The sequence below is a fragment of the Bacillus sp. B15-48 genome (genome assembly GCF_016879755.1).
GTDB lineage: Bacteria > Bacillota > Bacilli > Bacillales > Cytobacillaceae > Mesobacillus_B.
Window position 1 is genome coordinate 1 of the sequence record NZ_WOFU01000014.1, and the last position, 17,231, is coordinate 17,231.

Annotated in this window: 9 protein-coding genes; 6 read left to right on the forward strand and 3 right to left on the reverse strand. The window is 34.3% G+C overall.

The window, feature by feature from the left end:
• Positions 1–853: 853 nt before the first annotated feature.
• The 3 genes from dptH to dptF are packed head-to-tail and all read right to left on the reverse strand — an operon-like array spanning position 854 to position 9,769.
• Complete coding sequence (gene dptH, locus GNT69_RS25750) at positions 854–6,139, reverse strand: DNA phosphorothioation-dependent restriction protein DptH (RefSeq protein WP_239094426.1); 5,286 nt, start codon at positions 6,137–6,139, stop codon at positions 854–856.
• Entirely contained in the window at positions 6,120–7,487 is a 1,368-nt protein-coding gene (gene dptG / locus GNT69_RS22985; RefSeq protein WP_203557332.1) for a DNA phosphorothioation-dependent restriction protein DptG, read from the reverse strand. The genes dptH and dptG overlap by 20 nt, the downstream gene beginning before the upstream one ends.
• 5 nt (positions 7,488–7,492) lie before the next feature.
• Positions 7,493–9,769 carry a DNA phosphorothioation-dependent restriction protein DptF gene (gene dptF, locus GNT69_RS22990; protein ID WP_203557333.1) on the reverse strand — a complete coding sequence of 759 codons (2,277 nt, stop codon included), beginning with the start codon at positions 9,767–9,769 and terminating at the stop codon, positions 7,493–7,495.
• 410 nt (positions 9,770–10,179) lie between these two features.
• Between dptF and GNT69_RS22995 the strand changes: the two genes are divergently transcribed.
• From GNT69_RS22995 to GNT69_RS23015, 6 genes are all read left to right on the forward strand, one after another.
• A complete protein-coding gene (locus GNT69_RS22995; RefSeq protein WP_203557334.1) occupies positions 10,180–10,479 on the forward strand; it encodes a nucleotide pyrophosphohydrolase in 300 nt (99 codons plus the stop codon).
• A 4-nt stretch (positions 10,480–10,483) separates the two neighbouring features.
• Positions 10,484–10,810 carry a hypothetical protein gene (locus GNT69_RS25755; RefSeq protein WP_239094427.1) on the forward strand — a complete coding sequence of 109 codons (327 nt, stop codon included), beginning with the start codon at positions 10,484–10,486 and terminating at the stop codon, positions 10,808–10,810.
• 14 nt (positions 10,811–10,824) lie between these two features.
• A complete protein-coding gene (locus GNT69_RS23000) occupies positions 10,825–11,619 on the forward strand; it encodes a DNA/RNA helicase domain-containing protein (protein ID WP_239094428.1) in 795 nt (264 codons plus the stop codon).
• Positions 11,620–12,122: 503 nt separating this feature from the next.
• Positions 12,123–12,992: a DUF4007 family protein gene (locus GNT69_RS23005; protein WP_203557335.1), complete on the forward strand. Its 870-nt coding sequence runs from the start codon at positions 12,123–12,125 to the stop codon at positions 12,990–12,992.
• Positions 12,989–16,405 (forward strand): hypothetical protein, encoded by a 3,417-nt coding sequence (locus GNT69_RS23010; RefSeq protein ID WP_203557336.1) that lies wholly within the window; start codon positions 12,989–12,991, stop codon positions 16,403–16,405. The genes GNT69_RS23005 and GNT69_RS23010 overlap by 4 nt, the downstream gene beginning before the upstream one ends.
• A 15-nt stretch (positions 16,406–16,420) precedes the next feature.
• Positions 16,421–17,221: a phosphoadenosine phosphosulfate reductase domain-containing protein gene (locus GNT69_RS23015; RefSeq protein ID WP_203557337.1), complete on the forward strand. Its 801-nt coding sequence runs from the start codon at positions 16,421–16,423 to the stop codon at positions 17,219–17,221.
• Positions 17,222–17,231 lie beyond the last annotated feature (10 nt).

The following is a 17,231-nucleotide window of genomic DNA, read 5'->3' on the forward strand; positions in this document are numbered from 1 at the left end:
TCAAGGATGATACAAGCTGAATGTAAAATAAAGTGAAATAACCGTAATTCTGATAAAAAAATCATGATTTACGGTTATTTGTCATGCGTACCGAAAAGGTACGCTTATTTTTATAATTCGGGCTTACGATCAACTCCTACCATGGTCGAAGACAATTCCAGTAGAATGTCGCGTCCCAAATAAATCTAAATAAAGCATACAACAAGCGCCCACAAAAAAATATGTGGGCGCTATTTGACGCTTACTTAACAAGTATCTATTAGTAAGAGTCCCATTAAATAGTTTGCTGCTTTTAGGATTATTTTATGGAAGTGAAAAGAGGCGAACATTAAGTTTACATAATAATATTATTTTTTAATGCTATTCAAGCCAACTACAAAAAATATTTCATTGCTCCAATTATTAAAAGCTCCGAGCAAAATTAGATTAATAACTAACATGCTAAATCCTCAATGACAATTGTTAAGTCATCGATATTTTGGCGTAGGATTCCTTTAATTGCTCCGGATTTTATTCATAACCTTGCAGCAGGGGTAATTAGGGGTCAGTCCCCCGGTGGAGTAACGCTTTACTTCGCTGGGGGACTGGCCCTTTTTCCCCAAAAAATGTTTGGCCAATTATAACAAGAAGAGGTTCAGTTCTATTTCGAATCGACCACTTTCCTTAGACAAATAGCTTTTGAAAGAAGAAGTTGAGAGCAGTCTAGATAGCCTGCTTATAGAATTGAATAATAAGGATGAACATAAACTAATGCAAGACGTAATTGGTGTCATGAAAAGGTTAGAAATTATTTTTTATGATTAAAAGGAAGGCCCGATTCAAATTTATCTAAGATAAATGAATCGGGCTTTTCTTATCTATTCCCTAATCCCATAATATCAACTAAATATGGTCTAGAAGGTAAAAGGTTTCCGTCTCTGTCCTCAACGGGTGCATATATAACGCACTGCCCTTTTTTTAGATTTGCTAATTTTACTTCCCACTCTTTACGCTCAGTAACATCTTGGGTAAGATTATTAGCAATTGATGACACTTCACTTTCCATCGGTGCAAAAAAGATTTTCACAGCGGCATTTTGCAAACGGTTGACTTGATCAGTCGAAAAGCCGCCTTTTAAGAATTGAGTCGCAAACCATCCAGACCAACCAAATTTTCTGCCTTCAACAAGAATTTTGGCGCTTGGTGAGTCTCCACTAAAGTCTAGTCGCTGTGACTCATCAAGAATGACAGGGAAGGGGAGGTTCTTATGACCATGCTGAAGCTTGTAATACCATAAATCCCAAAGAATAAACTCAGTAATCATTTTCTGTACATCAGGTGAATATCCAGTTAATTGGACAACAAAGACTTTTCCTTTATCTTTTTCAAGAAAGGACCAATCAAAATCTTCCTCATAATTGAAAGGATTTTTATCAATCAGTAGATTCATTTGCGATACGGCGGTTTTTGCTGGACCCGATCCATCTTCCTCAAGCAATTCACGAAGATGAGTCAAATTCATTTGTTCACCATGAATCGACATTCCTTTCATAACTGCTTGGTAAATTGCATTTAGTTGCTGTGGGCCAAGGGTAGTGTAGATTGAACTAATGACATTCTTCAATCGTTCTGCCACATCGGAGTCTTCTTCTTCTATAATGATATCTTCATCTAATTCCTTAAGATTTCGTTTGAAAGGATTTACAGGGAATTTGTTCTTTAGAACAATAAATTGCTCTAAATTACCGCCCAATTTATCCTTAAATTCGTCTTCTAATTGGGACTTCTTAAAGCCATCTGTATAATCGACAATCATACTAGAGATTCCATGCTTAGATAATTCCCAAAGCAGGCATTGAATAAAATATGTTTTACCTTGTCCTGAACGTCCTGTAATAAACAAATGACGGTTAGCTAACCCATGATTTCCAAATTCCCAATGGAGCACTCTATTGGAACCTGAAACTTGACCAATAGGAACTCTAATGTCTTTTAAGTTAGTTCCTTGCCATGTTAATTTAGTATTATTGTCATCCGTTAAACGGTTTTGTTGTTCCGTATGGGACTTTTCCTGATTAAATTCCAATTGAGTATCTTCTAAATCGATATCAGCTGAAATTTCATTCCCTGACGTTGATGTAGAATCTTTATCTATAATTTTCTGCTCGTTAGAGTTATACGCATACTTTAAGTCAGGTTGTTCTGTTTCACTTCCTAGTTGTAACGTTTCCTGATTATTTTTAAACTTATCAACTTCTGTTTCTTTTTCCACTTTACTAGTTGTCCAAATTTCTGTCACATCAACTTCTGATGGATGATACGCTGAAAAGAGCATATTTTCTGGAGCAAAGTCCATATAACCTTTTTGCATTTTTTCTAGAATTTGTTCCATATCAATCGCTAACCCAGCATAAGCATCCTCTTCAATAAAGGTAAGTTTTAGAATATCATCAATATGCTCTGCTGTGCGAAAGCTATAATCTTTACGGAATGTGAGTACAGCACCTTGTCCAATGAAACGATGCAGATGTTTGGCCACCTTGAAATCATCATTCATCAATCGAGACTTCAATTGGTGAATAGATTCGAATTTTTCATCTGACCATAAATCATTAGAATGGAGCTTTTTCGCATTAGATAACAGAATTTGAGCAAAGAAATTACGGAAAAACTTCTTTCTAAAACTTATCTCACCATCATAATCGATTAAATAGCTTTCAAATAACCTAGTTGTTTTTCCGATTTGAATGTTTGCTTTTGTTGTTTGGAGGTGTCCAATCTTCACTTCTACTGGGTAGAAGTGAAGATATAGTAGATCATCGATTTCTTCTACACCCATCATTAATATATCATCACTATGTTTTCCGCTGGAATTCAGATTCTTTGCGGAGAAAATCCCTTCACTTTTATCTAGTTTGATGGCTGATGCAACACGAAGAATTTCCTCCAATGATACTGGAATCCAAGTAATGTTTGGATGGTATAAATAGTTTTCCAAGTATTTCATTGCAGATATTAGACTAATTTTTTCCCGCGCCAAATGTCCCTTACTGCCAATAATGTTTAAAAGCCATTCGCCATTTATCGAATTAAAGGATTTGATAGCTAAATCAATGTTTCCTGGTGTAATTTTTACCTTTTCACCAATATAATCGGAAATTACTTTTTTATATTGGTCAGATTTGTCTGTTACTGTTATCGCATCATAACGGTCAGAAGAAGTATGTTGATCATTATAGTGAATCACCAATAAGTTCTGGCTAGACTTTTGAAAGAAGTCTAAATCTACACCTGGGTCGATGAACGTAACCCAAGCTGATGATTGATAAAGCTTCTCAAGGAATCCTTTTGCTTGTGTCGACGTGCTCATTACAATCGATTTGTTTTTACTATACGAATTCTTTCCTTCATTCTGCATATTAAAAGATAGCTCGTTATAATATGTTGCGAGTTTGATTAAAGGATTCGCATCTTTTGGCGCATTCAATAGACCATATCCTGAGCGATAATCTGAATCACTTGCAATTGCAACCACAGAAGAAAGCAGACCATTTAAAGCAATTCCAGTTTCCATTTTATCTACCTGATGGGAAGCATCGATATCTTGGGTAGGTAGTTTAAAGAATGATATATGAGCATACTCGAATTCAGTGTGCTGTGTTAAATCATTTTTATAATAATGAATATGTTCTCTTATGAGTCTTAAAACATCAACTTCATCAAATTCTCGAGATTTCAAACTAATATTAAACTCTGCCTCGATTTCCGCTGGTGTCCTTAGTGTTGAAAAAAGTTCTAATGCACTCGGAGACTGGACGCCATTTCGATAAAGAGCTACTTCAATCGGCAGCATTCCATCTCGTCCCTTTGTCTCAAGCAACTTCTTTAGGAATAGGAACAATCCCCGAACAACTTCCTTGTCATTATGAATTTCTATGACATTGATTAAAAGGGGAGAGTGGGCGCTTTCTAAAAACAAATAATCAAAATGTCGGATAAATTGTTTGATTTTCTCCTCAATTACCGTTGCTAAAAATTCGTTCGCTGTTCCAACCGTTACTAAATGTTCTGGCTCATATCCATACCATTCCGCAAACGGGGAATCCATAGTAGGTCGATACAGTTCATCGTTTTCCGAATATAGGAACGGCAAAAGGTTTTGCGGATGTAGTCGGTCCAAAATTGGGTAATCAAGTTCTTCGTCCTTGGTTTCTTCTTCTAACATTAATTGATAAGCAACATTTAAAGGATGGAGGGGGCTAATCCAAATTTTTCCGTTTTCCACCTGTAATCCTAGCTTAAACAGATTCTTTTGCGCCTGATTCAGAAGAGAGTGCTCTTCAATCTCTTTAATTTCCCCAATTACTGTTTCCACATATTGTTTAGCAAGGGGAATTAGTTCCTCATCCATATAACTTAAACTAGGTAACAGTTGCTTAGTACTGAAGTAACTTAAATAGTCTTTATATGCTTTTTGAACCTTTTCTGGTAATAGGAAATCTTCTGCCTGTTTGCCTTCAAGAAGATAGTAATGCTTCTCTTCAATCCATTTTCTTTCTTGAGAGAGAACCTTTTTGAAATTCTCATGTGGGTAGAACGTGTTGGTTCCGTAACGTAAGCGATCATTTTCTAAATAAAAATGTTCCTGCTTTTCTCGTTTTAATTTCCAAACTCGTTTGGCTTGGATTGGATAAGATTTTGTATCTGAGTCTTTAAATTGCATAGGGAGGAAGTTTCCGTCAATTTTGATTGTGAATTCAAGCGAATCCTCGTCCCAGGCTCCTGCATCAACATCGAGAATAAGTTTTTCATCTTCTTCTATTGTAATGGTTTCGTAGGCTTCTTTAATTGTATATTCTGTTATATTATTTCCTGAACCGATGGTCGTGTTATCACCTGAATATTTAAGGAAAATCCCTTTTTCATTGCCTTTAATTTTCACTTCGAACACAGCTTCGATGCCTTCAAGCTGACTCACAGCAAAAGGTACAATACAGAAGTTGAATTCATAGCTAGATTGTGTTTCTTTATTGTGTTGATATTTAATTTGATGAAATCCAATTTCATCAGAAGCGGGCAATGTGACTTTTAATTTCTTCCCATTCGTTGCTGCAAAAGGTTCACTACGTTGATGAATAAATTGTTTTTTTAAGAAATCGTCAAATTCAAATTGCATTTCAATTTCTGAGTTCTTCGCTTCGTTGAAAATAAGAATATGCCGCTTTCGTTGGCCTACTTTTGTTTCTATCTGAGGTCGTTCCCAAAAAGTAATGTCTTTATTAATTTTCTTAGTTTCGCCGCTCAAATAGCCTAAGGATCTTTTAACATTGTTATAGGCATTTTTGACAGGCATAAATTCATTTTCATACCAGTCTTCTCGTTTTAGTTTTGGAATCATTTTTTCTTCGAATAACGGTTCTAATTCCGTATCCAACGTCTCATAATCATGGATTCGCTGGACTCTTTCAAATAAATGATTGTTTTCCTCTAAACGAATGCGAATATCGGCCGGTTTCATATAGGTATCTTTACCCAATTCCTTATCTAGGAACAGGTATAGAGACTTAAAATCTTGAGACTCAATTTCTCCTTTATTGATTAATGCAATTATATCCGCATAATCCCAAATAGATGTTTGAATGACAATGTCTTCTAGCTTTTTATCAAGATGAAAGTGAATGATTTCTTTTTCCGCTGTGGAAAGATTGTCATTATAATCTAATTCCTCCCTTATGTAATGAGTAATGCTTTGGATATTAAAAGGCATGCCTTTTTGTTGCAAATTTTTACTTCCACCTTGGATACTATCAAGGGAGAGGTGCGAAATAATAATCAATGCTGTCTTTTCCCACTCGCCATCCTGTTCACTGATCAGGTTTCGAATCGTTACTAAGAAATCTGGTGTAATCTCATCAATCGTTGCACCAACGACTACTTTTACTTGCTCGACATTTATAGAAAAGGTGGTATAGGGAGAGCCAAGTTCATGCTGATATTGAAAAGTTTCCGCATCAGGTAAATTTTTTAACGTCGCATAGAAATCCTTAACATTGTCTTCCTCATCAAACTGAAGATAGAAACGCTCTCCACCTACAAGTTGTTGACTCTCTAAAAATGTAACGAGTTTTTTTGCCATATAATTATAAAATTGGTTTAACATACTGTGCATCACCACTATCACTTTTTTTCTCAATGAGGTTTAGCTTATTGAATAATTCAACAACTTCCTCTTTTGAGTAACGATCTAAAAAGACTCCTCGTTTTTCGAATTCAACAAATAATTGTTTTAATGAAATTTTATTATCTTTAACTGATAAAGCTGTTAACAAAATTAGAAAATCTTGAGTGACATTGAGAGTATTACCAAGCGAGCCTCTAGTTTTTAGAAAATAAACCTTACCAATTTCATTTATGGCTAGGGCGTAGCGATATTTCGTTTCGAGTTTAAGACCTTTTGAAAGTTGTTGTTGAAGCTGTCTGTAACTCTCTTTAAAAACCGTCTTTTTCTCAATCTCATTCTGATTCCCTAATACTATTTCGGAGTATTCCATTGTCCATTTATGAACATCATCAATCATTCTTCTTTGTTCCTCTTCATCCAATTGTTCAAACTGCTTATGGAGCTCAAGGTAGTTAAGTTGCTCTGTGCCCATGATAATGTTTAAGTGTTCTAAAGTATTCACATGGCTTAAAAGCTTTCGTGCATTTTCCATAATAATTTTAAATCCTGTTGTAGTCGCCAGTCGATTACGGTTCGAAGCTTCCCAATCTAGATTGTAATAAATAGGAGTAGGGGAGGTAGCGTCCATTTTCTCAAACTGATTGATTTTCAATATTAATTGTGAAGCAGAATAAAAATAATAATAAGCCAAAAACAGCTGGATATGATTCGTGAAAAATTCCTTGTTCGTTAAAAGTGTTTTTAAGTCCTGTTGAAAAGTGTCCCGGATAAAAGAAAACGATGCGGTATACTTCCTACTAGACGGTTCTTCCGGCAATTGTGGCATATGCTGCTGAATCAAACGGGACAAAACATGTTCGCTTTCTTGTAATTCAAGGATTTCTTTGAACTTTTGAGTATCGTTCCCTAACAAGGCATTATATAAATACTGGGCAATTTCATTTTCCCCTTTGGCTTCCTTTGAATCAGATAAAGGGATGTATTTATACATGATTGGGTGGAACACCCGGATTGAATTGGCTTGAAATAAATAATCTTCTAGGATACGTTCAAAATGTGAGCGATCCGTTTCATCCATTACAACGTCAGTAGAAATTTCTGAAATGAGCTGTTCTTTTTCCAACTCAAAATTCGAACCAACACTTTCAACATATCGGAAGAATTGCCCTAGGACAGGGGAAAACCCATCTTTGAATTTCGCTCTTTCTGGATTCCTCGTTTGAAAGGGCAAGAAAGCGGTTTTTTTGTTGATATTATGTTTCAAAGTTAGTTTAGCGTTCTTTTCTTTTATATTTAATGCATCTCGTAATTCTTCCAAAGCACTCACAATCATCACTGCTCCTTGCTAAATGAATAGGACTCAAAATCGGCATCGAATTGTAATCTGAACGACAAACGGTGTTCATTATCTTTAATAAGAATTTCTTCTTGTTGTTTTCCATAAGGAAGAAGCTTGTTAATGAAATCGATAAATTGAATAGAATCTTCACGGTCTTTCTTGTTCAATCGGTAGCCATTTAGTACCCGGATGACCATCTCATACAAAGGTAAGTCGATTTCTACTTTTAGAACATTTGGAAATGGCTCACACCGAAAACCAAGAAATAGAGTAGGGGTGAATCGTTCCACTACCTCCTTCTTTTCATTTTTAATCGTGATTGGCGCTTTTCTTAACTGTAAAGGCTCAGCAATTCGGATTTTATTGCTTTCATCATCAATGAAAAGGTAATTGCTTTTCGGACTGCCCTTCCAAAGATAAATGGCTTTTTCTATTTCATAATAAAGATTTTGAAGCATCGGTTTTTTATCTGTATTGTATGCATAAAGATACTTCATATAGTCGTTATAAACAGAGTCCCGAAAGACCTTTTGTAAGTGTGATTCATATAAAAAAGTAGAACGAATGAACAATTCACTTAATTCTCTTTTTGTATCTTTATCAAGCAAAGCCACTTCTTCGATTGGCTCTAGTAAAGTAATCCATTCTTGAGCTGACGGATCATAAATGACATCTCTAAAAAATTGATAATAACTTCCTGCGTTATTTAAGCTAATCAGTTTTTCATCTACTTCTTTTACTCGTCGATGAATCAAATCATGGGTGGCAATCATTCTTAGGAAACTCGACTTTTCCACGCCCTCAAACAGAAGATTTGGTAAAAGACTTGGAAGCATATCAATAAAGTCTGATGTATTTATCTCCTCAATGGATGTAGGGACAAGAATATCGTAAATAAAGTTTAACAAAGCCCTCGAGGAAACAATTACCTTATCCTTTACAATTGTTTTAATTATCAACTGGATGATTTGTTTTTGAACGGATTCTGATGAAAACATTTCATAATTTATAAGAATTGGATTTGCGTTTAACGACTCTTTGTCTTGAAGATAGGCTTGGTAAAAAGGGTTATCCTCCGATTTTTGGGTGATTCGTTGAAAGAGTTCTGATAAATAGGAGGACTCAGGTCCATCCATAGTCAATTCAAATGTTTTATAATCCGCAAAGTTCACAAGAATAAAATGTTCGCTTTCCTGTGGCATTGTAATTGTATTAGACTCAAAGACATTTGCGCTTAAAATATATTCTTTTAATTTATGATACTTTTCGTCCGCATAAGGGGCTTCGATAAAGTTATTAAGTACCCCTAGGTTAATAGCGAGAATTCGTTTCTCATTGCTGGACTCGATATTTTCATCTGAAAAGGCGTCGAGAACTTGTGCTAAGGTATCGAGTGAGTTTTTCTTTGGATCAAAGCTTTCAGTTGCATCATTATGTATTTCAAACTGATTCATAATGTCACCCATGGTTGTGGATAACTGTGCAAGAAGGTGTGACTTCCCATCCCCGACACTTCCGCATAGAAAAATAAGCTTGCTACCAGAGGCAGAGGCACATTCGCGTACATGCGCTTCAAGCTTTTCCTCAATAGGGCGCTTAACATGTAAATATTGTTTAAAATCACTTAACCCTTTAAAGCCTTCAACAGCTCCTCTTGAGGATTCTCTCAGTTTACTTAGTTGATAATGAAGCTTCGAACCATGAAGGGAAGGCATCTCCTCATCGTTTGTTGTTTCTTCTTCCTCGGGAATCTCACCAACGGAAGTCCCTAATTCCTTTAAATAATTCGGCAAGTATTCCTGCAGTAGTTTCTTAAATTTGTCATCCATGATTTCGTCTAGGTTTTCAGGCTTTGGATCCTGGTACTCTGGTACCTTGATTTCAAAGTTTAAATATGATTCAGTGTACCATTTGAGTATCATATATAAATTAAAATGTACTTTTAATCCATCAGAGAAGGGAATCGCTTTCTTATCATGAACTGCAAAATTACCCATACGACGAATCCGATCAAAGGCTTTAAATAACTCTTCGTCCATAACCCCTGAGTTTTTTAAAATCATCACTCTTTCCGCATGTTTTGCAAATGCTGGATAGTCGATTTCTTCCTTTTGATAGACATCTTCTATTAAATGCTCAGTTAACTTTCTTGCTTTCATTAAAGCGGCTTCCATATCTGAAAAAAGCATTTTTTCAAAGTCTTTAGCAAGTTGCGCCCATTCTGGCTTTTCTTCTGTTATAAAGGCAAAAGCGTACTCTTGTTTTCCCACTTATTCACCCTCCTTAGTAAGGTTGATTAATGTTTTCCTAAAATTAGTTTTTATGTAATATTGTACCACAATGGATAAAAAATGATTTCATCGAATTGCATGGATACCTTAATCTTAGTTATATCAGTTCAATTATATAAGATATAGGGGGATAATTTTAAATGAATTGTTTTATTGCTCATATTTTGCGTCCAATACTACTCCTTAACCCAGACCTGATTACTTTCATCCTCCCCTTTAAAGGCTGATTCATATTAATAATGATTATGGGGCGGTTCTTCTGGACTTATGAAATATTACGCCATTGATTTGCTGACTCGCTTAGGTCAGCTTATTTTTTTGGAAGTGTATTCATTAGTGTTAAAATAATCTTAAAACAAAGTATTTTTAAAATGGAGAGCAAAGGAAAAATGGAAAAACTTTATCAAAAAATCATTGAATTTCGAGATGAAAGGGATTGGAAAAAGTACCATGACCCCAAAGATTTAGCGATTTCGATATCACTGGAGGCTAATGAACTACTTGAAAATTTCCAGTGGAAAAGCAGTGAAGAAGCGATTGCGAGTACGAAGCAGAATATGAAAGAAGAGATGGCCGATATCCTCATTTATCTCGTCCAGATGGCGGATAAGCTGGAGATTGATCTTGAAGAGGAAGTATATCAGAAGCTTGAAAAGAATGCGTTGAAATACCCTGTGGAAAGGGAATGAAACAATGATTATTTATAATGAGACTTCATCCAATTTCTTAAACCATATTTATGAAAATAAAATTGGCTACGTTCTAAAAGAAAATGTCTTTAAAAAAATGAATAAAGTCGTATCGCCAAGTGAATTAAACTCCTGGGAACGGTCACTTCCTCAGATGGCCAAAGTGCTAAGGGATGCCCCAAATCAAGCTTTTAGAGAGATCCTGCGTAAAAAACTAATAGGTGCATCGGGCCACATGGAAGTCAGGGATTTATTCAAGGGGTCCGCAGCCTATGTTGAAGCACCAGAAAACTATTTTGATGTGCTGATTTGTGATGAAGCCATCGTTTAAAAGAACATGGACATATGAAGAAGAAGATTCCCGGAGAAAACCAGGCAACTCAAATCATTCGGTCCTCAAAAGTCAGCGTCTTTTTTATCGACGATTATCAAGTCATCTCAAAAAAAGACATTGGCAGAGTTGATTTATTGATTGAAGAAGCCAACAAATTAGGAGCAGAAATCCATACCGTGGAACTAGAATCACAATTTCGCTGCTCTGGATCTGGGAATTACCTCGAATGGTTAGAAAGTATTTTTACTGAGAATGAATCCAATGTCCAACTAGAGGGAGATTTTGATTTTAAAGTTGTTTCAAACCCTCATCAGCTAAAAGAAGAGATTGTGGATCGACTGGGTGGCCGGTTATTAGCAGGCTATGCATGGGATTGGACGAAAACAGTAAAAAATGGGGTTCTTGTAGATGATGTCGTGATCGAGGAACACAATTTTGCCTTGCCATGGAACGACCCTAATCGGATTGACTGGGCGATCCATCCAGAATGTGCGAATCAAATCGGATGTATCCATACCGTACAGGGGCTGGAAATGGACTATGTTGGTGTCATTATCGGAAAAGATCTAGGTTATGATGAAGAAACACAGTCCCTTATTGTCCGCAGAGATGAATTTAAAGACAAAGGAGCAAAACCAGCAAAACCGAAGAAAGGACAAGCAGATCCACTTGTTAGTCTTGTGAAAAATACCTATAAAACATTAATGACCAGAGGGATGAAGGGCTGTTATGTTTATTGCTGTGATAAGGAGTTAGAGAAGTATCTTCTGGAGCGGGGACAAAATAAAAATGATGATATTAAATAAAACATTGCAAGCATTTTAGCTTAGGTAATTCGGCTACCCCGGTGGAGTAACGCTTTACTTCGCTGGGGTTCCCTATAGGTAATACATGAGTTACGGATTGAAGTGAAGTCTGGTGAATTCGAACGGGTGATTTTAGGATTGTGTTGTCGAAGTGAAAGTCCTGAGTTAAAAGGGCTCTCAATTGGGCATAAGGCTGTAATTCTTAAAATAAAGAATTTTAAATTACCATTGGTAATAAATCGGTAATAAATTGGTAATAAATTGGTAATAATATTTGAAACACACACGATTTGGATAAAATCTAAGCTGCATTGTATAGCAGCTTTTTTATTTGTTAACAGAGCATTAGAAAGAGAGATAGAGGCAATTTTGAATAGAGACTAAAAATAGCTTTAATAAATGGATATGTTTTCTAATAGTTACTAGATTAATCTATATTGTATGTTAAAATAATAAAGGATACATTCTGGAGACACTTCTCCAGAAATTAAGGAGAGATTGTAATGGGATTTGGACAACATCAAAGTTTTTATTTGCGAATCTATTGGTTAAGAAAAGCTATCCAACAGATTAATATAAATAATAGATTTTTTTATGAGAAGAACGCATCGGAGTTAATAGGTTTAGGAACCAATATGGTTAAATCCCTAAAACATTGGATAGAAGCAGCTGACATTTGTGAGGTTGGAAAACGCGAGTCCGATAACAAAGTCATTCACAAAATTACTCCTTTTGGAAATGTTTTTAATGAGTATGACCCATACTTAGAGTTGAATGACACAGCAAGTATAATTCACTATCATATTGTTGATGAAACAGAGCCTTGCACAACGTGGTATTGGTTATTTAATGAATATGACAAACCATCATTTAGTAAAGAAGAAGCACTAAATGACTTTATGGCTTGGTTAAACAAAAACTATGATACTAGAAACTCAGAAGACACTTTAGAACGCGATTTTGATTGTTTAATAAAACAGTATTATTCAAGAAATATCTCAAATGATCCGGAAGAGGTAATTCAAAGTCCACTAACTTCCCTAAAGTTATTAGAAGAGAAGGAAGGGAAAATATTCAAAAAGTCCCCTAAATATGAGGAGGTAGGCTTGACTGCACTCATGTACGTATTATTAAAGTATGGACAAAAAGAAGTTTCAATTGAAGAAATAGAAACAAGTAGAAAGCTATGGGGGAAAGTGTTTAATTTACAGAGAAGTGAAATTGTGAGAGCTATAGAACATCTTGTATCCATATCTAGATTTCCTCTAGAATTTGACAGGACTAATAGATTGGATTTAGTAAGAGTAAAGCTTCTCGATCCAATAGAGTTTTTAAGAGAAGAGTACATTAGGCAAGAAAGGGTATTGAGATGATGATATCAAAGAGTAAGTTTAAAACTAGTGTAAATATAAAACTAGATTTAGGAAATGAATGGATACTTGATAGATATATACCCACACCAACTCATATTGAAAGTTTAACAGGATTATTAGAGGGTTTTTTAGACAAAGGGAATAAATCCCATATATTAGTTGGTTCTTACGGTTCGGGAAAATCAATGATTGGGGCCTTAATAGCAAACATTGTTTCTAAAAATGTATCTATTGGGTCAATAAACAACTTAGTTGATAAGTTTGATAAAGTAAATATTAAAGAAGATACAGTAATCACTCTTCTTGAAAAGGCAAAAAACTTAAATAGAACATATATCCCTGTGGTAATCAATGGGAAACAAGGCAGATTCCGTGAAGCTGTTATTTCTTCTATACACAAATCATTAATACAAATTAAACCGGATTTAACACTCCCTTCCTTTGTAGAAGAAATAAAATCAAAAATTAATCTTTGGGAAAATAGTTATGCTGAAACTTATAAACAGTTTATTTCAAAATTAAGCGAAGAAAATTGGAGTATAGACAGTTTTTTAAATGATATTACTGAACACGATATTATTGCTATAAATTGGTTTAAAGACATTTATCCATCTTTAACGGCGGGTGCTGAACTTACAATATCATACGACCAGGATCTTACAGAACATCTAAGTTATATTCTTGATGAGTTAGATAAATTAGGGTTTGGTTTATACTTGGTTTACGATGAGTTTGGGAGATTTTTGCAAAGCTTAGATAAGTATCAAACTGTAGAGGCTATGCAAGACATACAGGATATTGCTGAATTAGCAGATCATCATAAAAGTGGAAACTTTAATATTTTGTTAATAACACATAGAAACTTAAAACAATATTTTCTCAGTTATGGAGAAGAACTCCAGAACGAGTTTAAAAGAATACAGGGACGCTTTAGGGTCTATCATACTTATAGCGACCCGGCTACTTTTATAAGACTTTCAAGTCAGGTTACTTTGGATTATCGAGACAATTGGAATAAGAAATTTGATTTTGAAAATCAAGTTATTAAGTACGATTTATTTCCTGAGCTTAATGGTCGGGAGATAAAGACTATAGTTGTAGAAAATTCTTACCCTATACACCCAGCAACCCTATACGCTCTTCCCAGATTAGCTAATGCAGTAGCTCAAAACGAACGTACTTTATTTACTTTCTTAGAAAGTAATGAGTTAGGCGGATTAGCGAACTATTTTCAAAGAAAAAACACATGGTATCACGTTAATAATTTATTCGACTATTTTGAGCCAGCTTTTCAAGAGTTTATGGGTGATACATTAATAGGTAATTCATATCTTAAATATTTGAGAGTCCAAAAAAGGATAGAAAGTTCACTAACAGCATCTTCTGAGTTGCAGCTAATTAAATTGATTTCACTATGGGATATTGCAAGCCTAAATAATAAACGTAAATTGACAAAAGACTTCATTTCATTTTCACTTAATTGGGATCTTAAAAAAGTTAATGAAATTATGTCGATACTTGAAAACAAAAAGCTTATTCGATTTAGGTTATTTGATGGTACTTGGGAATTATTCGAAGGTAGTACTATAGATATTAATAAGAAAATTGCTGAAATGAACCAAATTGGATTGGAAAAGTCCAATAAGTTAGAGTTGATTACTAGTATTCTAGAAAGTCGATATGCGTATCCAAAACGTTATAATGATGAAAAAAATATGATAAGGTTTGCATCAATTTCTCCGATTTATGCCAGTGATGTAACATCTGAAACTGTTAAAAACAGCTTTGCTGATGAAGAACAGTGTGATATGAGAATATACTATGTTATTCCAGACTTAGAAATTGAAGAAGTTAAAAGTACCATCTTAGACTTAAGCGAAAGTAATAGCCGGATTGTTTTTACTCTACCAAAAAATACATTAGTTAATTTTGAAGAAAAAGTTTTAAAGCTCTCATCAATAAATAAATTATTAGAGGACAAGTATTTATTAAATGAAGATTCAATTGTAGAAGAAGAACTACTGAAAATTAAAGAAAATACTAACTTCATACTCAAAGAATTATTAGAGCCAATAACTCAATTTCAAAATTCATTTTGGATACATGAGGGTGAGATTTTAAAGATAAAAAGTAGAGTCTCATTAAGTGAGGAATTGTCAAAAATAATGTTCAGAATTTATGATAAGACCCCTGTAATAAATAATGAGGCCTTTAATCGTAGATTAATTACCAAACAACAGCTAAATGGTGCTAAAGAGGTTGTAAATACAATTATATGTAATGAAAGTGAAATGAGTTTTAAAGGAGTAGCTAAATTAATATTTGCTTCGGTTGTTAAAAACAATCACATTAATAGCCAAGATGAGTGCTATGAGGTAAATGAACTAAGAAGAAGGTTAATGGATGAAATTAAATTAGGAAATGGTGAATTTAAAAAAATAATTGAAATTTTTATAAGTAGTCCTTTTGGTATAAGAGAGCCAATTATCCCGGTCCTTCTAACATCGATATTAAGAAATGAGTGGAAGTATATTATGTTCTATCATAAAGATGGGTCTTATATCAATGATATTGATGGTGATATTTTATACGATCGTATGTTAGACAAACCGGAGAATTACACGTACACATATCAAGTAATGGGAAATGAGTATAAAGAAATAATAGAAATAATAGATGATTGTTTTATGGATTATGTAGATAAAAGGGATGCGTCCTACCATCCGAGTGTTCGTGTAAATAGAATGTTATTAAGATGGTTCAGAGGCTTACCTAAAATAACTCAAAAAACAAATAAACTATCAAATAAGGCATCTATATTTAAACAATTAATAAAAAAAGGTGAGTTTGAACCAGATGTTGCTTTAAATGAACTTTATCAATTAAAACTAGATAAAGATTGCATTCTGAAAATTAAACAAGAAAGTGAAGGATACGCTTCTAACCATAAAAAATTAATAGAAACAACAGTTTTTAACTTAACTAATACCCAAAATTACAATGAATTAGTTAACTTTGTTCATAAAGAAAATGAATTAGTAAAAATAGATAACAAGTTCTATGCCGTAATTTCAAAAAAAACAGATAAAGATAATTGGATAGATTCCTTAACAGTTGAGTTAGTTGGAGTGAAAAGAGAAGAATGGTCTGATGCAACAGATGAAGTTTTTTTCAAAACCATAACTTCACTTATCGAATCAAATAGTAAGGAAGAGTTAAAAGAAGACTATTTTGAAGTTAAAGTTGAAAATAAGACGATGGCAATTCCTAAAGTAGAACTTTCTTCTAAGGGTAAAGTAATATATGAAAATGTTAAAACGGATCTCCAACTTATGGGGAGAAAACTTCCAAAGGAAGAAATAAAGGCGTTATTGTATAAATTGCTTGTAGACTATTATGATGAAAACAGATAAACAGAGGTGATAAATATGAGTGATAAAAAACCAATTTATATAGCAATGTTTAGTGGTGGCGCAGCAAGTTCGTATGTAGCTTATTTAATGGTACAAAAACACGGTAAAGATAATTCGATTCTATTTTTTACTGATACCTTATGGGAGCATAAAGATAATAAGAGGTTTATGGTAGAGGTGGCTGAAGAAATAGGAATAGATATTGTTACTGTTAGAGACGGAAGAACGCCTGAAGAGGTTTTTGAAGAAACACGTTTTCTAGGAAATTCAAGATTAGCTAAATGTTCATCTGAATTAAAGGTACGTCAAACAATGATATATTTGGAAGACTTACGTGATGAAGGATATGAACCAATATTATTTTTTGGCATTGGAAAACATGAAAAGAGGCGTAGAGAAGGAATTGAAGCTCTTTATGGCCATTTCCCTTTGGGCGAACCAATTAAAACAGTATTTCCACTTTATGAAAGTAACATTTCAGATGATGAGATTAAAGAAATAATTACAGAAGAATGGAAAATTCAACTTCCTGAGATGTATCATCTAGGCTTTTCTCATGCGAACTGTGGTGGTCGGTGTGTTAGAGGTGGCTTTAATCATTACAAGCATCTTTATGATACATGGACAGATGTTTATATTGAACAAGAAGAGATGGAAAAAAAGTTAAGAGCACAACTAGGTGATGTTACTATCCTTAAAAGGGATGGTAAACCTTTTACCCTAGAAGAATATAGGCAGGAATTAGATAAGGATTCTGAAATTGCGAAGAAACTTGTTGAGGAAAATGATGTACCCTGTGTATGTCATTATGCATAGTAAATATGGA